20 protein-coding genes and 2 pseudogenes are annotated in these 22,312 nt (G+C 67.0%); 12 read left to right on the plus strand and 10 right to left on the minus strand.

Going from position 1 to position 22,312, the window contains the following annotated elements; translation table 11 throughout:
- Window positions 1-585: NAD(P)H-binding protein (locus tag ATB1_RS02500; protein ID WP_042662117.1), on the plus strand; the 585-nt coding region annotated here is incomplete at its 5' end.
- Between the two features lie 18 nt (window positions 586-603).
- Here ATB1_RS02500 and ATB1_RS02505 read toward each other — a convergent pair.
- Window positions 604-1,425 (minus strand): NAD(+)/NADH kinase, encoded by an 822-nt coding sequence (locus ATB1_RS02505; RefSeq protein ID WP_042662118.1) that lies wholly within the window; start codon window positions 1,423-1,425, stop codon window positions 604-606.
- Window positions 1,426-1,598: 173 nt separating this feature from the next.
- On the opposite strand from ATB1_RS02505, the gene ATB1_RS02510 reads away from it, so the two are divergent.
- Together ATB1_RS02510 and ATB1_RS02515 are read left to right on the plus strand one after the other, a co-directional pair.
- Window positions 1,599-2,711, plus strand: a complete 1,113-nt coding sequence (locus tag ATB1_RS02510; RefSeq protein WP_042662119.1) for a KaiC domain-containing protein — start codon at window positions 1,599-1,601, stop codon at window positions 2,709-2,711.
- Between the two features lie 147 nt (window positions 2,712-2,858).
- On the plus strand, window positions 2,859-3,725 hold the full coding sequence (locus ATB1_RS02515; protein ID WP_241768011.1) for a pyridoxal-dependent decarboxylase: 867 nt from the start codon (window positions 2,859-2,861) through the stop codon (window positions 3,723-3,725).
- 42 nt (window positions 3,726-3,767) lie between these two features.
- Here ATB1_RS02515 and ATB1_RS02520 read toward each other — a convergent pair whose 3' ends face one another.
- Window positions 3,768-4,202 (minus strand): universal stress protein, encoded by a 435-nt coding sequence (locus ATB1_RS02520; protein ID WP_042662120.1) that lies wholly within the window; start codon window positions 4,200-4,202, stop codon window positions 3,768-3,770.
- 104 nt (window positions 4,203-4,306) lie between these two features.
- Window positions 4,307-6,278, minus strand: a pseudogene (locus ATB1_RS02525) (ATP-binding protein).
- A 135-nt stretch (window positions 6,279-6,413) separates the two neighbouring features.
- Between ATB1_RS02525 and ATB1_RS02530 the strand changes: the two are divergent.
- Entirely contained in the window at window positions 6,414-6,827 is a 414-nt protein-coding gene (locus tag ATB1_RS02530; protein ID WP_042662121.1) for a hypothetical protein, read from the plus strand.
- A 42-nt stretch (window positions 6,828-6,869) separates the two neighbouring features.
- Here the strand turns inward: ATB1_RS02530 and ATB1_RS02535 are convergent.
- A pseudogene (locus tag ATB1_RS02535) lies at window positions 6,870-8,146 on the minus strand (DNA double-strand break repair nuclease NurA).
- A 150-nt stretch (window positions 8,147-8,296) separates the two neighbouring features.
- Between ATB1_RS02535 and ATB1_RS02540 the strand changes: the two are divergent.
- Window positions 8,297-8,956, plus strand: a complete 660-nt coding sequence (locus ATB1_RS02540; RefSeq protein ID WP_042662122.1) for an HAD family hydrolase — start codon at window positions 8,297-8,299, stop codon at window positions 8,954-8,956.
- Between the two features lie 20 nt (window positions 8,957-8,976).
- Here the strand turns inward: ATB1_RS02540 and ATB1_RS02545 are convergent, their stop codons facing one another.
- Together ATB1_RS02545 and ATB1_RS02550 are read right to left on the minus strand one after the other, a co-directional pair.
- Complete coding sequence (locus ATB1_RS02545; protein WP_042662123.1) at window positions 8,977-9,381, minus strand: hypothetical protein; 405 nt, start codon at window positions 9,379-9,381, stop codon at window positions 8,977-8,979.
- Window positions 9,382-9,461: 80 nt separating this feature from the next.
- Window positions 9,462-9,908: a DUF2240 family protein gene (locus ATB1_RS02550; RefSeq protein ID WP_042662124.1), complete on the minus strand. Its 447-nt coding sequence runs from the start codon at window positions 9,906-9,908 to the stop codon at window positions 9,462-9,464.
- Window positions 9,909-10,037: 129 nt separating this feature from the next.
- Here ATB1_RS02550 and ATB1_RS02555 point away from each other — a divergent pair, with 129 nt between their 5' ends.
- On the plus strand, window positions 10,038-10,415 hold the full coding sequence (locus ATB1_RS02555; protein WP_042662125.1) for a 30S ribosomal protein S8e: 378 nt from the start codon (window positions 10,038-10,040) through the stop codon (window positions 10,413-10,415).
- 163 nt (window positions 10,416-10,578) lie between these two features.
- On the opposite strand, the gene ATB1_RS02560 is transcribed toward ATB1_RS02555, so the two are convergent.
- Entirely contained in the window at window positions 10,579-11,580 is a 1,002-nt protein-coding gene (locus tag ATB1_RS02560; RefSeq protein WP_042662126.1) for a phosphate uptake regulator PhoU, read from the minus strand.
- 345 nt (window positions 11,581-11,925) lie between these two features.
- Here ATB1_RS02560 and ATB1_RS02565 point away from each other — a divergent pair, with 345 nt between their 5' ends.
- The 5 genes from ATB1_RS02565 to phoU all read left to right on the plus strand — a co-directional run bounded on the left by ATB1_RS02565 (window position 11,926) and on the right by phoU (window position 17,371).
- A complete protein-coding gene (locus tag ATB1_RS02565; RefSeq protein ID WP_042662127.1) occupies window positions 11,926-12,963 on the plus strand; it encodes a PstS family phosphate ABC transporter substrate-binding protein in 1,038 nt (345 codons plus the stop codon).
- Window positions 12,964-13,026: 63 nt separating this feature from the next.
- On the plus strand, window positions 13,027-13,986 hold the full coding sequence (gene pstC / locus ATB1_RS02570) for a phosphate ABC transporter permease subunit PstC (protein ID WP_042662128.1): 960 nt from the start codon (window positions 13,027-13,029) through the stop codon (window positions 13,984-13,986).
- A 1-nt stretch (window position 13,987) separates the two neighbouring features.
- Window positions 13,988-15,616 (plus strand): phosphate ABC transporter permease PstA, encoded by a 1,629-nt coding sequence (gene pstA / locus ATB1_RS02575; protein ID WP_042662129.1) that lies wholly within the window; start codon window positions 13,988-13,990, stop codon window positions 15,614-15,616.
- Window positions 15,617-15,667: 51 nt separating this feature from the next.
- Window positions 15,668-16,516, plus strand: a complete 849-nt coding sequence (gene pstB, locus ATB1_RS02580) for a phosphate ABC transporter ATP-binding protein PstB (RefSeq protein ID WP_042662135.1) — start codon at window positions 15,668-15,670, stop codon at window positions 16,514-16,516.
- Window positions 16,517-16,690: 174 nt separating this feature from the next.
- Window positions 16,691-17,371 (plus strand): phosphate signaling complex protein PhoU, encoded by a 681-nt coding sequence (gene phoU / locus ATB1_RS02585; protein WP_008095611.1) that lies wholly within the window; start codon window positions 16,691-16,693, stop codon window positions 17,369-17,371.
- Between the two features lie 93 nt (window positions 17,372-17,464).
- On the opposite strand, the gene ATB1_RS02590 is transcribed toward phoU, so the two are convergent.
- Window positions 17,465-19,696: a CDC48 family AAA ATPase gene (locus ATB1_RS02590; RefSeq protein WP_042662130.1), complete on the minus strand. Its 2,232-nt coding sequence runs from the start codon at window positions 19,694-19,696 to the stop codon at window positions 17,465-17,467.
- A gap of 193 nt (window positions 19,697-19,889) precedes the next feature.
- On the opposite strand from ATB1_RS02590, the gene larC reads away from it, so the two are divergent.
- Window positions 19,890-21,359, plus strand: a complete 1,470-nt coding sequence (larC, locus tag ATB1_RS02595; protein ID WP_042662131.1) for a nickel pincer cofactor biosynthesis protein LarC — start codon at window positions 19,890-19,892, stop codon at window positions 21,357-21,359.
- A 29-nt stretch (window positions 21,360-21,388) separates the two neighbouring features.
- Here larC and ATB1_RS02600 read toward each other — a convergent pair whose 3' ends face one another.
- Together ATB1_RS02600 and ATB1_RS02605 are read right to left on the minus strand one after the other, a co-directional pair.
- Complete coding sequence (locus tag ATB1_RS02600; RefSeq protein ID WP_042662132.1) at window positions 21,389-21,790, minus strand: VOC family protein; 402 nt, start codon at window positions 21,788-21,790, stop codon at window positions 21,389-21,391.
- An 88-nt stretch (window positions 21,791-21,878) separates the two neighbouring features.
- The coding region (locus ATB1_RS02605) for a hypothetical protein (protein WP_042662133.1) at window positions 21,879-22,312 on the minus strand (434 nt) is incomplete at its 5' end.

The following is a 22,312-nucleotide window of genomic DNA, read 5'->3' on the forward strand; positions in this document are numbered from 1 at the left end:
GACCTCCTCGACCCCGACGACGCCCGGCGGGCGGTTCTCGACGCCGACGCCGTCGTCTCCGCAGTCGGCGTCTCGGCGGGGCTCGAAACCATCCGCGGCGACCTCGTCGACGGCGCGGGCGTCGTCAACCTCGTGGACGCCGCGACCGCCTCCGGCGCACAGCGGTTCGTTCTCATGTCCTCCATCGGCGTCGGCGACTCGAAGGGCGGACTCCCGCTGTCGCTCCGCGCGCTTCTCACCGCGTCGGGCGTCCTCTCGGCGAAGGAACGAAGCGAGAATCGGCTTCGAGACGCGCCGCTCGACCACACGATTATCAGGCCCGGCGCGCTCACCGACGCCCCCGCGACCGCCGACGTGGTCGTCGGCGAGGGCGGCGACTCCGTCTGCGGGAGCGTCCCGCGCGCCGACGTGGCGAACGTCCTCGCGCACTCGCTTTTCACCCGCAAGACCGAAAACCGGACGTTCGAAGTTGTCTCCCGACCCGGCCTTCGCGGGCGGGCGGACAACGTGGTCGACATCGACTGGACGCCACTCCCTCGCGCTGAGGCCTCGGGCGACGAGGGCGAACGAGAACTCGCGGAGTAGCCGACCGTGGCAGCGCGGTCAGTCGAGTTTTCCGAGCGCTTCGAAGAAGTCGGAGGTCGGACCGGCGAGTCGGACCGGCGAGTCGGACCGCTCGATGTGAATTTCCGTCGGCGGCGACACCGTCCGTCGGGTCCGGCCGTCGCCGACGACGACCGACGACGGCGCGCCGGTGACGCTGACGGTCACCGTGGCATCCAACGGGACGACGAGCGGCGGCATCCCCGCGTCGGCCGCCATCTCGGTGACGACGAGTCCCTCGACGCCGGGGTGGACGAGCGGGCCGCCCTCACTGAGGTTGTAGGCGGAACTGCCAGCAGGCGTCGTGACGAGCACGCCGTCGGCATGGCCGCCGGAGTACACGGAGCCGTTCACGCGGACTTCCAAGTCCGCGCCGCCGCCGTGACCCCGGCGCGGGCCGTGGACGACGACCTCGTTCATCGACGGGTCCATCTCCCAGCCGTCGCCGCTGGCGACGATTCTGGGGACCTCCCGAATCGACTGGCTCCCCTCCCGAAACGCGGCGACTTCGGCCAGCACCTCATCGATGGCGTCGTCGGGCGAGACCGCGTTGAGGAAGCCGACCTCGCCGAGGTTGACACCGAGGATGGGGACGCCGTCGGCACCGCGGGCGGCGTAGAGAAACGTTCCGTCGCCGCCGATGCTCACCACGAGGTCGCAGTCGTCCAGCGACTCGACGGGGACGCCCTCGACGCCCAGCTTCTCGGCGGTCGCCGCGTCGACGACCGCCTCGGCGTCGACCTCGGCGAGCGCCTCGCTCGCGTCCGCGGCGAGATACGCGGCCCGGCTGTTGCCCTTCTGTGCGACAATGCCGACCTTCATGCACCGCGGTTTGGCGTCCCCGGGCAAAAGCCCACCGTCACGTCGCCCGCCCCGTCTCCGCTCGACGCCGCGCGGTAGCTCCGCACACGGGAAACGTTCATCACGACGCCTGCCTACCTTGAGGTGATGGCAGGCACGGACGCCGGCCGCGCTGTCGTTCGGTGGTGGCTCCCGTGAGTGACGACGACTGGTTCGAGCGAGCACTCCGCGAGCGCGACGACGGCGAGACCGACGCAGACGACGCGGACCCGGACGAAAGCCAGCAGCGCGACGACGGTGAGACCAACGGGTCTCCCGAGAGCGATGCGGTCGCGGACCCCGCGAACGAACCGTCGGAAGACGACACCGAGACCGGGAACAGCGGCGGAGAGTCTCTGTCGTTCGAGAACGGCAACCCGTTCGACGGCGGCGACTCCTTCGACGACGATGACCCGTTTTCGACCGACTTCGCCACGGCGTTCGAGAACGCGCCGATGCCCGACGCGGGCGGCGGCCTCGGCGGCGAGCAGTCCGGCGACGAGTTCGGATTCGGCCCGGGTCCGGGGGAGTCGGAGCCGCCGGCGTTCGACGACGAGCAGTTCGATTCCGACATCGACCGCATCGACATCGGCATCGAGGGGCTCGACGACATGATTCTCGGCGGCGTCCCCGAGCGGTCGCTCATGGTCACTATCGGGAGCGCCGGGACCGGCAAGACGACGTTCGGCCTGCAGTTCCTCCGGAAGGCGCTCGAAGACGGCGACAGCGGCGTCTACATTACGCTCGAAGAGAGTCGCGAGCGCATCCTCGACACCGCCGACGAGAAGGGGTGGGAGTTCTCGAAACACGAGGCCGAGGGGCGACTGTCCGTCGTGGACCTCGACCCCGTGGAGATGGCGAACAGCCTGTCGAGCATCCGAAACGACCTCCCGCGGCTGGTCGAGGAGTTCGGTGCCGACCGGCTCGTCCTCGACTCCGTCTCGCTTTTGGAGATGATGTACGACCACCCCTCGAAGCGCCGCAGCGAGGTGTTCAACTTCACGCGGTCGCTGAAGGACGCGGGCGTGACGACGATGCTCACCTCCGAGGCGGACCAGTCCAACCCCTACGTCTCCAGACACGGTATCGTCGAGTACCTCTCCGACGCCGTGTTCGTTCTCCAGTACGTCCGAAACGACGACTTCCGCGAGACGCGGCTCGCAATCGAGATTCAGAAGATACGCGACGCCAACCACTCCCGCGAGACCAAGCCCTACGAACTCACGAACGAAGGCATCAGCGTCTACCAGCAGGCGAATATTTTCTGAGCCCGCGTTTCGCCGCGCGGCTCACGGAGGGTCTGTGTCCGACTGTATCGTTCCCGTGAGAGGGCTAAACGCGATTCGTCAGTTACGGCCGTCTCAGTCGTCGGCGGGCGCCGGTTCGGCCGACTGTTCGGACTCGAAGCCCTCGAAGTGGACGCCCTCGTCGAACGACTCGACCGTGACGAGGCCGACGGCGATGTCCCGTTCTGCGTCGTCGCGCAAGTCGGGTCCATCAACGTCGGCGCAATCGACCCGCTGGAGGCGATTGCTGACGTCTGTGCAGCACGCGATATCTGGTTCCACGCCGACGGTGCGTGCGGTGCAGTCGGCGCGATTCTCCCCGAGAAGCGCCCGCAGTACGCCGGGTTGGACCGCGCGGACTCCGTCACGTTGGACCCGCACAAGTGGCTGTCCGTCCCCTACGAGTGCGGGTGCGTCCTCGTGCGCGACCCCTCGGCGATGGCACGGTCGTTCGCGATGCACGCCTCCTACTTGGAGGGAACGGAGCGGACCCCCTACGAGGGACTGGATTACTACGAACTCGGCCCGCAGATGTCGCGGGGGTTCCGGGCGCTGAAAGTCTGGATGAGTCTGAAACACCTCGGCGTCGAGGGGTATCGGTCGCACCTCTCCCGGGCCGTCCGGTGTACGGAGCATCTCGACGCCAGAGTCCGCGACGCCGACGACTTCGTCGCGCTCCACGAACCGAACCTCTACCTGTACTCGTTCCAGTACGCCCCGCCGGACCTCCGGGCGGCCGCCGCGGCCGATGCGAACGTTCGCGAAGCGGTCGACGACTATCTCGACGCGCTCAACCGGCGAATCGCGGACGAAATCCAACTCAGCGACGTCGCGTTCGTCATGACGACGTCGATATACGACAGGACGGTCCTGCGACTTTCCGTCTGTAGTCACCGGACCACGACCGACGACATCGACCAGACGTTCGAGACGCTTCGCGACATCGGTGAACGAGAAGACGCGACGCTTCGCGAGTCCTTCGGGGTGGCGGTGTAACCGGGGTCTTGTGGGTCTACCGCCCCTCGAACCATTCCGAACCTACCTGACGATGGTCACGGGCACGGGCGACCGGCGGAGGACCTCCTCGGCGACGCTTCCGAGCAGGATGCGCGAGACGCCGGTGCGGCCGTGGCTCCCCATCACGACGTGGTCGTAACCGTCGTCGTCGCCGTCCAGCACCTCGACGATGACTTTCTGTGGGCTGCCGACCTCGATGCGGTCGGTGACCGGTCTGTCGGTGTCGACGAGTCCGACCTCGGCTTTCACCTCGGCGAACGTCTCTCTCGCCTTCCGTTTCTCCGCTTGAAACCACTCTTCGGAGCCGCTGAGCGCCCGTTCTCGATAGTCGGCGTCGGCGGGGTTGATGACGTTCAAAAGCGTGAGTTCCGCGTCCGGCCACTCCGTGGCGGCGAAGCGGACCGCGGCGACTGACTGCGGCGACCCGTCGGTCGGAACGAGCACGTGTTCGGCCATATTTCGGCCTACTCGGCCGCGGGCTAAAAATCCGCCCGGCGGGTGCGCCCCCGAACAGCCGCGACCCGGTCCCTGCGACGGACGGCGCGGGGCGTTCCGGGTACTCAGTCGCCGTGTCGCGTCACGCAGGTCGAAAGCCCCGTCAGCTCGACGGGTTCGGAGTTGTCGGGCGAGTAGACGACCATCTGGCCCTTCTCCATGTACGGCACCTTGTCTTCGAGGTTCGGCGGGATGTTGACGCTCTTGATGGCGTCCTCGTCGCCGAGGTTGAGCACGACCTTCGTGTTCACCTGCTTGAACACCGGGTCGGCGATGTCCTGTGGGTCCTGCGTGATGAGAAACAGGCCGAGGCGCTCCTTTCGGCCCTGCTTGGCCGCCTCGGTGAACTTCTGGATGACCTTCCGCGCCTGTACGGTGTCGGCGTCGGTGAGGAAGTTGTGCGCCTCGTCCATCCCGAGGACGACCGGCGTCTCCTTGATGCGGTCGCTCGACGGGTCGTTCGAGAGCTTGTCGTCGATGAGCAGCGCCGACACCGCGAGGACGAACAGCTCCTTCGCCCGGCTCGACGAGAGGTGGTAGGTCGGCACGACCGTCAGCCCGCCGGGGCGGACGAGCTGGTGGTCGAGTTCGGTTATCGGGCGGGCGTCCTGGTCGAACACGCCGCTCGGCACGCCGCGGACCCGACGTTTCACCGCGTCGAAGGTCGCCTCGTGGACTCGCCCCGACTCGTGGAGTTCCTCTTTCAGCGCCGGGTCGTCGAGGAACTGGAGGAACTGCTTGTACGTCCCCGAGTCGCCGTAACTCCGGAAGAAGCGGTTCAGGAGTTCGGTGAGCGCCGGGTACTGGTTGTCGTTGAGGCTGCTGCCGGCGACGAGCCACGGGAGGTCCCGCGCCATCGAGAAGGGGATGGTGAACTCCAACTGCTCGGCGCGGTGGTTCGCGCCGGGGTACGACGACCCGGCCATCTTCGGGACGAGCGCGACGGTGTCGTCGTGGCCGCCGTGAGCGACGCCCTCGCGCTCGTATTGTCGGGCCGTCTCGGCGTCCATGTCCGGGTTGTCGTCGTGCATCTGGGCGTACTCGTCCTGCGGGTCGAACTGGACGACCGCGGTCTGGACCTCACGGCCGTCGTCCATCTCGTAGCTCCGCTCCTCCGAGAGGTACTGCCGAAGGATGTTCTTCGAGGCGTGGGTCTTGCCCGACCCGGTGCCGCCGGCGACGAGCGTGTGGCGGAACACGAGCGGGTCGCCGTCGGTGTAGTCGTCGTTCAGTCGGTAGTCGATGGTCGGCGGCCGGGCCGCGGTCCGGACCTTCTCGCCGCCGACCGAGAGGTGGCCGAGGAAGACGCCCTCCTCGGGAATCTTCAGCCCGGTCTTAATCTGGGTCGCGTCGGTGGCCTCGCCGACCGTCGCCTGCGGTTTCGGCACGCGGTCGACCATCCGGCGCTTGAGTTCGCCGCGGTCGGAAAACAGGACGGCGATGGGTTCGAGTTCCGCCATGAACTTGAAATCGCGCTCCTCGAACTCGTCTGCGGGGCGGCGCATCGCCCGGCGGGCGTGAATCTCAGTCGCGTCGTCGGCCTGAAACTCCTGGGCGTACTCCAGGCCGACGATGCGGCAGAACAGCAGTTCGTCGTCGGGGTAGGGGACGATGAGGTACTTGCCGAGGCGGACGCGCTCGCGGTTGCCCGCGGTCACGAACGCCCGAAGCGCCGTCCGCTCGGGGTCTTCCGACACGCGCAGGCCCTGCGAGACCGCAATCGCGCCGACGCCCCGTTCGTCGCCGACGGGGTCGGCGTCGTACTCGTCGAACTGCAGGTCGTCCGCGTCGTCGGTCGCGCCGGTTACATCGGTCGAATCGCCGCCGTCGCGGTCGTCGCGCCCCGTCGCGGTCGGTATCGACGGCGTCGCCGTCGGCTGAACTCGCGGCGGTCGCGCTCTCGGTTTCCGAGGCGGATTCGGAACGCGCGGAGCGCCCGTTTCCGGTGGCGTCAGCGGTCGGCTCGTCTCGGTCCGCGTCGGACGAGTCGTCGGGGTCGTCGCCGGCGAAGTCGCTGAAATCCCCCAAATCGGTCATGTTCCAACGCTTGCGGGCGGCGAGTAAAAAGCCACGCGTCGGCGACGGTGCGCGGTTCCCCTGCCGAACGGTCCCAGATGACGCGCTCTCGGGCCGTCGCGTACGACTTTTCCGTGTCGCGCACCTAGCCCGGCTATGTTATTGGTCCGCGGTCACGGCGGCGGCACGGCACTCACCGGTACGATATTCGAACGGGGAGAGCAAGCGCCGACCTACCGCGGCGCGCCGGACGAGGACGCGCCCTACGTCTGGGTCTGCGACGAGTTCTACGAGGTCGAAAGCGGCGGCTCGGAGACCGAAATCGACGGGCGGACGATTCGCGTCGCCTTCGACACGCCGCTTCCCCGCGGCTTCGACACCCGCGAGCAGGCGCTGTCGGCGGCCAAAGAACACGTCAGGACGCAGTTCGCGCGGGTCGGTGTCTCCGCCGACGACGTGCGGGTGGAGGTCGTGAGACCCGAAGAGGAGGGGACGCCGGAGGACGAACAGCCGGACGCGGCGGACCGCTCCGCGGACGAAGGCTCTCCCGAGGGCGACGCGTCGCTCTGAGGGGGGTTGGTCGCCGGGGCGCGCGCTTCGGTCGCGCCGCTCTTACTCGTCGGCGTCGACCCAGCGGATGTTGTCGTAGCTCTTCATCTGGTCGGAGTCGAGTTTCTCCGAAAGCTTCCGCCTGAGCGCGGCCTTCTCGCCGATGCTCACCCGCGCGAGTTCGTCGGCCTTCTCGACCGCCAGCGGCGGCCCGCGCGTGGCGGCCACGTCGCGGACGACGTGGTGCATCAGGTCCGCGCGGAGGTCGGGGTCCTTCGTGAACGCGTAGGGCGCTTCGACCCGGTAGCACACGTCGGTTCGGGGGTCGTACAGCACGAAGAACGTCACCGTGTACGCCTCGGGGTCGAGCTTGCGCTCGATGCCGAACGCCTCGCCCTCGGCGCTCAGTTGGCGGTCCGACCCGCCGCGCGAGACGAACCAGCTCGTGAACGTGAGTTCCTCGGTGCGGCGCTCGTCGCCGTCGGGGCCCTCCCGGCGTTCGAGCAGGTTGACGAAGAAGGCGGCGTCGTCGACCCACGGCCGCCTGCCGGCGTCGGTCCCGTCGAGCTGTTTCCTGACCGTGCGGACGACGTGTTTCGCGCCGGGGTTCTTCACGAAGCCGGCGAGGGGCACGTCGCGCTCGACGAAGCGCTCGACGAGGCGGATGTAGTTCTCCACGACCGCCTTCGGCTTCGCGTCGCGCGCGAGGTCCTTCAGTTCGGCGTCGCGGTCGCGCCAGTTCAGGAGCTCTTTCGGGTACACCGGCCCGTCGAGGATGAGCAGGTCGGAGACGGCGTCGGCGTGTTCGAGCGCGTGGGCGCTCTCGGCGAGGTAGAGCGCGAGCGCGTGGACGACGCCCTCGGCGTAGCGGTTGACTCGCGGGACGCTCAGGACGCCGCCCGGCGACCGTAGCCCTCGTCGGACCGGAGCCACTCGTCGGTGTCGAAAAACTGGACCGGGTCGTGGGTGTGGGCCGCCATGACGATAGAGCGGTGGCGGTGGAGGTCGAGGTCGGACGGCTCGGACGCCATCGCGGCGTGAGCCACGTCGAGGACGAGCCCGTTTTTGAACGTCGTCGGATTGATCGTCCCCGAGTCGAGGCCGTGGACAGTCGGAAACGGCGACTCCGTGAGCGCCACGTCGTCGATATCGGCGGCGTGGAGGCGCTGTTCGCCGAGCGGTTCGACGATTGGGAGTCCTCCGTCGGGCGATTCGAGGGGGTCCAGCCACGATTCCCAGACCGTCCGCGCGAGGTCGTCGTAGTCGGCGTCGTCGACCGAGTCAGCGATGGAACTCGCCATGGACGCGATGTCGTCCACGTGGACGGGGTCGAGGGTCATATCTCGGCGTCGTCGCCGACGGGTATAGTGGTTGTCGTCGTCGGTGGGCGGTCGTTTGGACTGGCCCGCGGCGAGTCGGCACGGCACGGGTCGCCCCCTCGACAGGTCCCGGCACGCTCATACCGCTCCGTTGCCAACGCTTCACCGACGATGTCTGTCAGCGCGGTCGGGTTCGACCTCGACTACACACTCGCGGTCCCGACGCGGGACCGCGAGACGATTCTCTCGGAGGCGGCGGCGGCGGCGGGCGCGCCCCCGCTGACCCGAGAGGCGTATCTCCGGGCACACCAAGAGAACCTCACGCGCGAGACCCGCGCGCCCATCTTCGAGACCCTCCTCGACGAGCACGACTCCCCCGTCGACCCGGAGCGCGTCGCGACGGCGTACAGAGAGCGAATCACCGACGCGGTCGTCCCCGTCGAGGGCGTCGAGGCGATGCTCGCCGGCCTGCGGACGACCTACCGCGTCGGCCTCCTCACCAACGGGCCGGTCGTGGCCCAGGAGGCGAAAATCGACAAACTCGGGTGGCGCGACCACTTCGACACGGCCCTCGTGACGGGCGCGCTCCCCGCCGGAAAGCCGGACGGGCGGGCGTTCGACGCCCTGCTCGACGACCTCGGGACCGAACCCGAGGAGACCGTCTACGTCGGCGACAGCGTCCACCACGACATCGCCGGCGCGCACGACGCCGGGATGCTCCCGGTGCAGGTACTCGGCGAGGGCTGTGACGACCCCGACCCGCGGGCGGTCGCCCACATCCACCACGACGACCTGCCGACGGCGCTTCCTGAACTCGTCGCGGACCTCTGAGTCGGTCGCGCGACGAGCGTCTATTCTTCGTCTCGGTCTCGGTCTCCGGCTTCGAGCGCCGCGACCAGCGCGCGGAACGCCGGGAGCGTCCACTTCACCTGCGCGCCGTCCTCGACGAACACGAGCGTCCGCGGCGGGCGGACCGCCTTCGGGCGCACGCGAAGCCCCGCCTCGGAGGCGGCCTCGGCGGTCACGTCGGGATGGGCGACGAACTCGACGCGAGCGCGGTCCGGCTGGACGTACACTTCGGCGACGCGCTCGCCGTCGGCGGCGACCGCGTAGGCGAGCGCGCCGTCGTCGGTCGGTTCCACGTCGGCGTCGGCGTCGACGACCGAGAGAACCGAGAAGGCGTCCTCGTGGCCCGTGACCTCCGAGGCGAGCAGTTGGGCGATGCGTGTCCCGTCGGAGAGCGAATCGACGACCATGCCGGGCGTTCGCGCCCGGACGGTTTCGGGGTGTCGCTTTGCTGGCGGGCGGAGGGGCGAAGCGAAAAGACGGGCGGGCGCTACTCGGCCAGCGACCGCTTTGCTTTCTCGGCCGCGTCGTCGACGTTCACGTCGTTCGAGCGCGCGAAGAGGATCGCGGCGGCCTCGGCGGTGACGCCGAGCCGCGACTGCCGCTCGTTGATGCCGGCGACGGCGGCCTGTTTTTCGATACCGGCGGCGACGCAGGCGTCGAGAATCTGCTCGAACGCCGACTGCTCGCGGAGGACGGAGGCGTCGGGTTCGAACTCCTCGGGAATCTGTACGTCGGCGGGGTCGAACGTCGCGACGACCTCGCCGTCGTCGCGCTCGACGAGGCCGCGACCCGCGGCGAGGTCGATGAGGCGCTTCGCCTGGTCCGGGGAGAACCAGTCGCGGTCGAGCGACAGGGCGACGACGAACTCGCCCTCGCCGAGGCGGGTCGAGCCGTGTTGCCGGAAGGGGACGGCGACGGTGACGTCGAGACTCATCGGTTCGACGGCGGGCGCGGGCGAACTAAACGGTTTGCGTTGCCATCGCGCCCGAGAGACGTGGTGGCACCTGTCTCCGCCGAGCACCGATTCGAGCGATTCAAGTAGTCACCGAGGTTTTTACCCCGTATGAAGGACCAAGGACGCTCCAAGCGGAAGCGGACCGGCGGTCGGCGCAAGCCGTCCCGAAACAAGAAGCGCTACCAGCTGGGCCGCGAACCCGCCGCCACGACGGTCGGCGAGCCCCGGTTCCAGATCATCGACTCCCGCGGGAACAACGAGAAGCTCCGCGCCCTCTCGACGAACGTCGCGCAGGTCGCCGACGGTGCCGACGTGACGCAGGCCGACATCGAAGGCGTCGTCGACAACCCGTCGAACGTCAACTACGCCCGCCGGAACATCATCACGAAGGGCTCCATCATCGAGACGAGCGCCGGCCGCGCCCGCGTCACCTCCCGCCCCGGTCAGGACGGGCAGGTCAACGCCGTCGTCGTCGACGAGGAGTAAGTTTCTTTCCCCGCGTCGCCGTTTCGGCGCGGTCCGACTGTTTTACGCCGGTGAGCCCCGCGGCCGTCGCTCGCGGACGTGGTACGGTCGAAGTCGAAAACGAGACTGGACGATACTGAATCGAACCGTGCGACGAGCCGCTGTCAGCGAGTAGGCTGACCGGTCAGGGCGTCGGCGCGGCCTTCTGAAGCGCCGTCTCTGCGATGTTGCCGCCGTAGTCGGCGCTCCGGGAGACGGAGTCGACGATGAGGCCGAGCAGTTGCGCGCGCGCCGGGTCGAGACCGCGGAGGAGCTCGTCGATGCCGCGGGCGCTCGTGTCGATGGCCTGGACGGCTTCGCGGGACTCGTTGGCGAGGCGGCTCGCCTCGTCGCTCTCCTCGGCGAACAGCGCGTCCATCCCGCCGTTGACGACGGCCTTCGCCTCCTCGAACAGCTCCTGAATCGCCTCGACGATTTCGTCGTCGACCGGCTCCTCGAAGTTCAACGAGAGGTGGGCGATTTTGGTCGCGTGGTCGCCGATGCGCTCCAGTTGCCGGGCGGCGGACTGGTAGTCGAAGCAGATTTCGCGGGGGAGGCCGAGTTCCTCGGCGGCCTTCGGGGTTCGGAGCGTCGCGCGGAAGATGCGGGAGACCACCATCCAGAGGCGGTCGACGTCGTCGTCGCGCTGGATGACGTCGCGGGCCATGTCGTCGTCCTGCTCGGCGATCGCCGCGATGGCGTCTTCGAGCATCGAAAGCGAGATGAGTCGCATCCGGGTGACCGCGTTGTGGATGGATAGCTCGGAGGAGTCGAGCAGGTCGCGGATGACGACCCGGTCGCGCGTCTCTTCGAGCACTTCGAGGCCGACGAGGCTCTGGGTCGCCTCGCGGATGGTCCGCCGCTGGTCGGTCGTGATGCGCGAACTCTCCAGCGCGATGATGTCGAACCCGCTCACGTACATCGTCATGACGGCGCGCGTGAGTTCGTCGCCTTCGAGGGTCGCGATGTCGAGGGTTCCCTCAGTGCGTTCTTCTTCCGAGCGGGGCGTCAAGAACAGCGAGTCGCCCTCCGGATAGAATTCGACTTCGCTCCCCGCCGAGACGCCGTTGTCCGTCGCCCAGTCTTTGGGAATCGAGACGGTGTAGGTGGAACCACCCGTCACCTGCACCTTTCGGGTTTCGACCATGTCCGTGGGTGGTTCTCAATACACAATAAAACTGTCTATCTCTATATATTGAAGCCATATTTTATGTGATGGGCGCGGACGAACGTGACTCGTGCCGATTCGGGCTCGAAACACCGCCCACTCAGTAGTTGTTTTGCGCCGTCCCAGTCGGCCGTGCGTCCCGCGTTTCCTGACACGTTGGGGAAAGACCGCGCACGAGACGGCCGCGAATGGAACAATCGGCTGCTTTCGTCGATTTCGGCCCGTTCTTGTCACACGTTATCAATCGTTGTGGATATACCGGAACGTACCACTATATAGTCGTCATAGCAGGGTATTTACGACAAAATCGGCTCGTCAAAATCGATGACGCGTAACTCGGACAGTGGTCTTTCGCGGCGTAAGTTCCTGATTGCCTCGGGCGCGGCCGGTCTCGCTGGACTCGCCGGGTGTACGGAGAACAACACCGACAACGGTGGCTCCGGCGGCGACTCCGAGGGAGAGGACTCGTCGGGCGACGGGAGCAACGAGCTCTCGGGAACCATCGACATCGCCGGCTCCTCGACGGTGTTCCCGCTCGCAACCGCGATGGGTGAGCGCTTCCAGACCGAGCACTCCGAGGTCAACATCAACCTCCAGTCCACCGGCTCCGGTGGTGGCTTCGCGAACTACTTCTGTACGGGTCAGACCGACTTCAACAACGCCTCCCGCCCCATCAAGGGCGAAGAAGAGACGCAGTGTGAGAACAACGACGTGACCCCCGTCGAACTCAAGGTCGCCACCGACGCGCTGACGGTCATCGTCAACAACGACAACGACTTCATCGGCGAGGGCCTCACCGTCGAACAACTCCGGACCATCTTCTCGGCCGAGTCGACGCCGACGACGTGGTCCGACGTCAACTCCGAGTGGCCCGACGAGGAAATCGAGATTTACGGTCCCACCGACGCCTCCGGTACGTACGACTACTTCATCGAGGCCGTCATCGGCGAGGAGGGTCCGGGCCACCGCCAGGACTACTCCGCGACCGAGCAGGACCGAACCATCATCCAGGGCGTTCAGGGCTCCGAGTACGCCATCGGCTACCTCGGCTTCGCGTACTACAGCGAGAACACCGACTCCGTGCAGGCCGTCGCAGTCGAGAACGACGCCGGCGAGTTCGTCGAACCGTCGCTCGACACGGCGCTGTCCGGCGAGTACAACCCGCTTTCCCGCCCGCTGTTTACCTACCCCGCCCGCGAGTCGCTCGCGGAAGAACACGTCGCCGAGTTCGCTCGCTACTGGATGGACAACGCCACCAGCCGCGAAATCGTCGCCGACGAGGTCGGCTACGTCCCGCTCGGCGAAGACGAGCAACAGGAGATGCTCGACACGCTCAACGCGGCCATCGAGGAAGCCAACTAGCCGCTTTCTCGACAGAATCAGCTAACGAAGCGCTTTTTCATATACCACGATTCAATCCAACCAATGAGCACAGATGACCTCGAAACCGACCTCACGCGGAACACGGAGAATTCGCCGCGTGAGCTACTGACGCGGTCGTTCTTCTTCCTGTGCGCGGCGTTGTCCGTCGTGACGACCCTCAGTATCGTCGGCCTTCTCATCACGGAGGCGTCCAAGTTCTTCACGCTGACAGCCCCGCTGATGGGAGTCGCGGGGGAGACGGCATCCATCGTCGACTTCCTCACCGGAACCACGTGGCAGATACACAGCCAAGAGTTCGGCGTGCTGGCGCTCGTGTCGGCGACGCTGATGGTCACCATCGGGTCGGCCGTCATCGCGCTCCCGCTCGGCGTCGCCACCGCCATCTATCTCAGCGAGTACGCGAGCGCACAGGCGCGCTCGATTCTCAAACCCGCGCTGGAAATCCTCGCCGGCGTCCCGACCGTCGTCTACGGCTTCTTCGCGCTCATCTACATCACGCCGGCGCTGGAGGTCGTCTTCCCCAGCATCGGGACGTTCAACATGCTCTCTGCGAGCATCGTCGTCGGCATCATGATCATCCCGATGGTCGCCTCCATCAGCGAGGACGCGATGTCCGCCGTCCCCGACGAACTCCGACAGGCGGGCTACGGCATGGGCGCGACGAAGTTCGATGTGTCGACCGGCATCGTCGTCCCCGCCGCGCTCTCCGGCATCTTCTCCTCTTTCATCCTCGCGCTCTCGCGCGCCATCGGCGAGACGATGGCCGTCACCGTCGCCGCGGGCGCGCAGGCGAAGTTCCTCAACCCGCTGAACCCCGCGTCGTACCTCGAAGGCGCGCTGCCCATGACCGCCGCGATGGTCCAGCTTCTCACCGGTGACATCACCGGCGGCGGGCTGGCCTACCGCAGCCTGTTCGCCATCGGCCTCGTGCTCTTCGTCATCACACTCATCATGAACGTCATCAGCGACTACGTCTCGCGACGCTACCGGGAGGCGTACTGAGATGTCGACCGACACCGACTCCAGCTACATCGACGGCTTCGGACAGGTCAGCCGAACGACCGGGACCGTCTTCCGGTACCTGCTGTTGGCCGCGACGATGTTCGGAATCGTCACGCTCGCCGTCCTCCTCGTCTACGTCGCCAACGACGCGATTCGCCCGCTCACCGCGGATCTCGGTTGGCACCTCACCTTCTTCCTGACGCTCGTCGTCCCCACGACCGTCGTCGGCGGGTATCTCGCCCGTCGGAACGTCCCGGCGCTCAAGCTCGGCGGGATGGCCGTCGGAATGCTCGCGGTGTTCCTGCTGTTCAGCGGGGGCGTCGCCATCGTCTTCGTCGACATCATTCCGCCGCTGACCGGTCTCTCGTACGTCGTCGGTCTCCTCGTTCCGGCGGCGCTCGTCGTCGTCCTGACGAAGTACGAACAGCAGATCCCGTTTACCCTTCGCGTCGCCGCGACCGGTGCCGCGTTCATCCTGTCGCTCGTCGGCGTTCCGGGGTACTTCCACAGCATTCCCGAAATTATCCGCCAACTCCCCGTGGTCCCGGCCGACTGGATGATTCTGACGCTCGTCCTCGGCGGCGTGGCCGCGGTCGTCGTCGGTCAGTACGTCGCCCGCATCCGCGAAGACACCACCGCGGGACTCGCGGCGGGCGCGTCGGCGCTCGTCTTGACCGGTCTCGCGGCCGTTGTCGGCCCGATGCTCGGCGTTGACGCCAACGCCGCCGCCGTCGTCACGTCGGTCGCGTTCGTCCCGACGCTGGCCTACGCCGGCGGCGCGGCGGTCACCCGCGAACAGGAGCGAATCGGCCTGCTGCTCGCGGGTGTCGTCGTCGGCGGGTCGCTCGTCGGCGCGTTCGCGGTCGACGCGCTCGGCTTCGCCGGCCCGCAGTCGTGGGTCGACTGGCAGTTCCTCACGAGCGCCCACAGCGGGACCGCGGAGAACGCCGGCCTCTATCCGGCCATCGGCGGCTCCATCCTGCTGATGGCGACGGTCGCCGCCCTCTCGTTCCCGCTCGGCGTCGGCGCGGCGGTGTACCTCGAAGAGTACGCCCCCGACAACGCCTTCACCCGATTCATCGACGTGAACATCTCGAACCTCGCCGGCGTCCCCTCGGTCGTCTACGGGCTGCTCGGACTCGGCGTGTTCGTCACCTACCTCGGCCAGCCGACGGGGACGGTCCTCATCGGCGGCGCGACGCTCGCGCTCCTCATCCTGCCCATCGTCATCATCTCCTCACGCGAGGCGATTCGGGCCGTGCCCGGCGACATGCGGCAGGCGTCATACGGGATGGGCGCGACGCGCTGGCAGACCGTGAAGAACGTCGTCCTCCCGGAGGCGTTCCCCGGCATCCTGACCGGGACCATCCTCGCGCTCGGCCGGGCCATCGGCGAGACCGCGCCGCTCATCATGATCGGCGCGCCGAACGTGCTTTTCAACCTGCCGACGGAGCTCTCCTCAAAGGTGAGCGCGATGCCCCTGCAGGTGTACGCGTGGTCCAGCCTGTTCGCCAGCGAGGACTTCTACACGAAGGCCGTCCCGGCGGGCGTCGTCGTCCTCCTGGCGGTCCTCCTCGCCATGAACTCCATCGCCATCGTCCTGCGCAACAAGTTCGAAAGTGAAAACTGAACACCACCAATGAGCCAAAGAGACAAAGCACCCGAGGGAGAACAGCAAGCCATGAACGGAACAGAGGACCCGACGAACGACGAGATGCTCGTCGAAACCGACGTGAGCGACGGGCTCTCTGCGTCGGAGAGTCCGGTGGGGCGGGACGCCGAGACCGTCATCAGCTCGGATAACATCAACGTCTGGTACGGCGACGACCACGCGCTCACCGACATCTCGATGGACATCCCCGAGAACAGCGTGACCGCCATGATCGGTCCCTCTGGCTGCGGGAAGTCCACGTTCCTCCGCTGTATCAACCGCATGAACGACCTCATCGACGTCGCCCGCGTCGAAGGGGGACTCACGCTCCGCGGCAAGAACGTCTACGACGACGACGTCGACCCCGTCGCGCTCCGCCGCCGCGTCGGCATGGTGTTCCAGAAGCCCAACCCGTTCCCGAAGAGCATCTACGAGAACGTCGTCTACGGGCTGAAAATCCAGGGTATCGACGCCGACTACGACGAGGTCGTCGAGGAGTCGCTCAAGCGCGCAGCCCTCTGGGACGAGGTGAAAGACCGCCTCCATGAGTCCGGTCTCGACCTCTCCGGCGGCCAACAACAGCGCCTCTGTATCGCCCGCGCCATCGCCACCGACCCCGAGGTGCTGCTCATGGACGAGCCCGCATCGGCGCTCGACCCCGTGGCGACCTCGCAGATCGAAGACCTCGTCGAGGAACTCGCCGAGGACTACACCGTCGTCATCGTCACCCACAACATGCAACAGGCGGCGCGTATCTCCGACAAGACCGCCGTCTTCCTCACCGGCGGCGAACTCGTCGAGTTCGACGACACCCAGAAAATCTTCGAGAACCCCGAGAGCCAGCGCGTCGAAGACTACATCACCGGTAAGTTCGGATAACTCGTTCTCGCTCGCGAGGCTCGCGGCTCGTTCTGTGCCACGTTCGGTTCGCACCGCCGACTCGACGCCCGCGTTTCGGCGTCGCGTATCGGACACGGTCGTTCAGGACGTATCGGCGAGTCGACCACCGAAACCATCACAAGGAATTTCACTTCGCCTGCCGGAACGTCACGTATGGCCAGAAACACGTACCAATCTCGCCTCAATCAGCTCGAAGAGGACGTGTTGTATCTCAGCGAACTCGTCTCGGAGCGAGTTCGGTACGCCCTCGACGCGCTCGAAGACAAAGACGAGCGGAAGGCACAGGAAGTCATCGAGGGCGACCACGAAATCAACCGCATCTACCTCGACTTAGAGCAGGACTGTATCGACCTGCTCGCGCTCCAACAGCCCGTCGCGGGCGACCTGCGATTCATCGCGGCGTCGTTCAAGATCATCACCGACCTCGAACGCATCGGCGACCTCGCGACCAACCTCGCGCAGTACGCCATCGACGCCGAAAACGACGTCTACACCGAAGTCGACATCCGCCGCATCGGCGACGCCGCACTCGACATGGTCGACCAGGCGATGGACGCCTACGAGACCGAAGACACCGACCTCTGTCAGTCCGTGGCGGAGCGCGACGACAGCCTCGACACGATGTGTGACAACGCGTCGCAGAGCATCGTCCGCGACCTCATGAGCGGCGACGACTTCGAGGGCGACGGCGACCTCGAACCCGAGACCGCCCTCGTCGACGTGCGCCGACTCCTGCTGACGGTGCGCGACCTCGAACGCATCGGCGACCACGCCGTCAACGTCGCGGCGCGGACGCTCTACATGATAGACAACGACGACTCGCTGCTGTTCTGAGCGGGCGTCTCGAACCGACGCGTACCGACGCGTCGCTCTCTTCTTCGCGATAAGAAAAACGGGACCGTCACCGCGGACCGCCGCCCGTCCGGCTTACTGGAAGCCGATGCGGCCGCCGTCGCGGGTGTCGGGCGACAGGCCCTCGCGGGAACCGCCCTTGAACTGGTCTTGGATGTCCTCGTAGTAGCGCATCAGTTCCTCGGTGATGGTCGGGCGGACCGACTCCATCGCCTTGCGGAAGTGGCGCATCTCGATTTCCTCGGCGTCGGAGTCCTCGCGGAGCGCCTCGATGGCCGCCTCGCGGCAGATGGATTCGAGGTCGGAGCCGACGTAGCCGTCGGTTATCTCCGCGATTTCGCGGAGGCTCACGTCCGGCGCGAGCGGGCTCTGCTGCGTGTGGATGTCGAGAATCTGCTCGCGGCCCTCCTCTTCGGGCTGGCCGATGAGCACGAGACGGTCGAACCGGCCCGAGCGGATGAGCGCGGGGTCGATCATGTCCGGGCGGTTGGTCGCCGCGATGACCATGACGTTGCCCGCGTCTTCGAGGCCGTCTAACTCCGTCAGGAGCTGGTTGACGACGCGCTCGGAGACGTTGTTGCCCATGTCGTTGCCGCGGGCGGGGGCGAGCGCGTCAAGCTCGTCGAAGAAGATGATGGTCGGCGAGACCTGCCGCGCTTTGCGGAACGTCTGCCGAATCGCCTTCTCCGACTCGCCGACCCACTTCGAGAGCAGCTGCGGGCCGCGCACCGAGATGAAGTTCGCGTTCGTCTCGTTGGCGACGGCCTTCGCTATCAGGGTCTTGCCCGTGCCGGGCGGCCCGTAGAGGAGCACGCCCTTCGGAGCCTCGATACCCATTCGCTGGAACTTCTCGGGGGTGGTCAGCGGCCACTCGACGCTCTCTTGGACCTTCTGTTTGGGCCCTTCGAGACCGCCGACGTCCTCCCACGTGACCTTCGGAATCTCGACGAGCACCTCGCGCATCGCCGAGGGTTCGACCTCGCCGAGCGCGCCGCCGAAGTCGTCGTTCTTGACGACCATGCGGTCGATGAGGCTCGGCGGGATGTCCTCCCTGTCGAGGTCTATCTCGGGGAGGTAGCGCCGCAGCGCCTTCATCGCGGCCTCCTTCGTCAGCGCCTCGATGTCGGCACCGACGAAACCGTGGGTGTCGTCGGCGAGGTCGTCGAGGTCGACGTCGTCCGAAAGCGGCATCCCGCGGGTGTGAATCTGGAGGATTTCCTTGCGGCCCTCCTCGTCCGGCACGCCGATCTCGATTTCGCGGTCGAACCGGCCGGGACGGCGGAGCGCGGGGTCCACCGAATCGACGCGGTTCGTCGCCGCGATGACGATGACTTGACCGCGGGCTTCGAGCCCGTCCATCATCGTCAGCAGTTGGGCGACGACCCGGCGTTCGACCTCGCCGGTCACGTCCTCGCGCTTGGGCGCGATGGAGTCGAGCTCGTCGATGAAGATGATGCTCGGCGACTCCTCTTTGGCGTCTTCGAAGATTTCGCGGAGCTGTTGTTCGGACTCGCCGTAGTACTTCGAGATGATTTCCGGCCCTGCGATAGAGAAGAAACTCGCCGAGGTCTCGTTGGCGACCGCGCGGGCGAGAAGCGTCTTCCCGGTGCCCGGCGGGCCGTGGAGCAACACCCCCTGTGGGGGCTCAATGCCCAGTTTCTTGAATATCTGGGGGTGTTTCATCGGCAGTTCGACCATCTCGCGGACGCGCTGAATCTCGTTGGTCAGGCCGCCGATGTCCTCGTAGGTGATGCCGCCGCCGGCCTTCTCGAAGCCCGAGATGGGCTCCTCGCGGAGTTCGACGTCGGTGTCCTCGGTGACGAGGACGACGCCCTCCGGCTTCGTCTCGACGGCGATGAGCGGAATCGCCTGTCCGGGCGACCGCATGAACGGGTGGTTCGTACTCGACATCACCGGGACGATGTCGCGTTCGACCACGGGCCGCTTGAGAATCTGCCGTTTGACCATGCCGGCCGCGTCGGACCCGAACTGGACGCTCGCCTCTTCGGGCGGCGCCAGCACGAGCTTGTCGGCCTTCGTGGCCTCTGCCTTGCGGATGGTGACCCGTTCTCCGATGCCCACGTCGGCGTTCTGCCGCGTGAACCCGTCGATACGGACCGTATCCGTGTTCCAGTCCTGCCGGTCTGCCCGCCACACCTTCGCGGCGGTCGTTTTTCCTCCCTCTATCTCGATGATGTCTCCCGGCGAGAGCTTGAGATGGAGCAAGGTGTCCGGATCAAGACGGGCGATACCGCGCCCCGAGTCGTTCGGGTACGCTTTCGCCACTTCGAGTTGGACTTCGTTCATGATTACCTCGCGGGGATGCTGATACCTGTGAGAGGCCATCGGATAAGTCCTTCCCCGGTCGGCCCGAGGCACCGTCCTCCCGTGGTTACAGCCTAGCACACCGTAGGGTGGGCGGCTACTAATCCCTACCGACTGGACAGGCGTCGGCGCCTCGATGGCTGGCGTTTTTACCCTCGAACACGACGGTTCACGCATGCGACTCCTCGCGTTCGACGGCCGGATGGGTGCCAGCGGCGACATGCTCCTCGGCGCGCTCGTCGCCGCCGGTGCCGACCCGTCCGTCCTCTCGCCCGTCGAAGACGCCCTCGACGTGACCTACCGCGTCCACGAGGTCGACAAAAACGGCATCCTCGCGACCAAGGTCGACGTGCTCCTCCCCGAGACCGACGGCGGCGACCCCCGCGGCGAGGGCCACGACGACGACCACCGACGCCTGCGCGCCGACGGCGACGACGGGGGAGATTCCGACAACGACGCTGATGGCGACGACGAAGACGAGCACAGCCACCAGCACCAGTACCGCCACCACGACCACGCTCACGACGAGGAGCATCCTCACCACGACGACGACCACGAGCATTCACACGACCACAGTCACTCGCACTCTCACGACGACCACGACCACCACCACTCCCACGACGACCACACCCACGCCGAAGGTCACGGCCCGCACCGGACCTTCCCCGAGGTCGTCGAACTCGTCGAGTCGATGGGCCTGCCCGCGGGCGTCGTCGAGGACGCGACGGCCATCTTCCGCGTGCTCGGCGAGGCCGAGGCCAAGGTCCACGGCACGGACCTCGACGAGACCCACTTCCACGAGGTCGGCGCGGACGACGCCATCGCCGACGTGGTCGGGGTCTGTCTCCTCCTCGACGATCTCGACGTGGACCGCATCGTCACCGGCCCGGTCGCCGTCGGCGGCGGTGAGGCCGAGATGAGCCACGGCACCTACCCGGTGCCCGCGCCCGCCGTGCTCAACATCACCGCGGCGGCCGACTGGTCGGTCCGCGGCGGCCCCGTCGAGACCGAACTGCTCACCCCTACGGGCGCGGCCATCCTCGCGCACCTCGCCGAGGGCGTCGAGACGCTCCCGTCGATGTCGGTCGAGTCGTCCGGCTACGGAGCCGGCGGCTGGGACTTCCCGGACCGGCCGAACGTCCTCCGCGCGGTCGTCGGCGACGGCGGTTCGCGGCTCGTCCGCGACGAGATTTCCGTCCTCGAGACGAACCTCGACGACGCGACGCCCGAAGTCCTCGGCGGGCTGCAGGAGACCCTGAAAGACGCCGGCGCGCGGGACGTATCAATCGTCCCGACGACGATGAAGAAGTCCCGCCCCGGCCACCTCGTCAAGGTCGTCGTCAAGCCGGAAGACGCCGAGCGCGTCGCCTACCGCCTCGCGGTCGAGACCGGCACGCTCGGAATCCGCGAACACGGCGCGGGCCACCGCTGGACCGCCCGCCGCGAGTTCGAAACGGCGACGCTCGCTATCGACGGCGACGACTACGAGGTGAGCGTCAAGGTCGGAAGCGACGCCGACGGCGTCGTCTACGACCGAAGCGCGGAGTACGACGACGCGCTCGCCGTGGCGAACGAGACGGGACTTCCGGTCCGCGAGGTCATGCGCCGCGCCGTCGACGCGGTGTCGTCGGACGACGGCGAGTGAGCCCCGCCGTCTCCGCCGACACGACTCGATTATTCATCGGTCAACGGCGGGTACGCGACCTCCCACAGATTCCCATCCGGGTCCGAAAAGTAGCCCGAATAGCCTCCCCAGAACGCGTCCTGTGCGGGCTTGACTATATCGCCGCCCGCCGCGCGCGCCGCGTCGAGAACCGCGTCCACGTCTGACCGTTCGGCGACGTTGTGCGCAATCGTGACGCCCGCGAAACCGCTGCCGTCCGCGGGGACGGTCGCGTCCTCGGCGAGCGACTCGCGCGGGTAGAGCGCGAGCCACGCCCCTTCGAGGGTGAAAAACGCGATGTCGCTGTCCGGGTCGCGGTCGCGGAGCGGTAAGCCGAGGCCGTCGCGGTAGAACCGAATCGACTCGTCGAGGTCCGAAACACCGAGCGTCACGACCGTGATTCGCGGGTCCATCCGAGAGACGCGTCGCCGGAGGGGATAAATCGAGACGGCCGACTGCTCGACCGGAGTTGCCAAAAAATCCGAATCGGCTACTCGGCGGTCACTTCTCGTTGAACTGCGGCCGGGAGTTGAACGGCGCGAACGTCCCCGCGGGGTTGTTCACGTGAACCCACGCGTGAAGGCCCCAGTGGCCGCCGGCGAAGCCCCACATGCCGTCGTCGCCGTCGCCGTGGAACAGGTCCGGGAACGGGCCGGTGTACTCCGGTGGCTCGTCGAACAGATACTCGGCCGCGCCGAGGATGAGTTCCTCCTTGCCGTTGCCCTCGTTTCTCCCGTAGACGAGCGCGGCGGGCTTCGTGATATCGACCTCGTCGTCGTCGTTCTCGATGATGTAGTGGTGGTTCACGTAGTGGTAGCCCATGCCCGGCACGAACGGACTGCCGAGGACGTAGCCGTCCGCGATGGCCTTCCGTACGTCGGCGTACTTCGAGGTGGCCGCCCGGACCGACGCGAGTTCGCGCTGGAGCGCCCCGC

The organism is Haloferax sp. ATB1 (assembly GCF_000730175.1).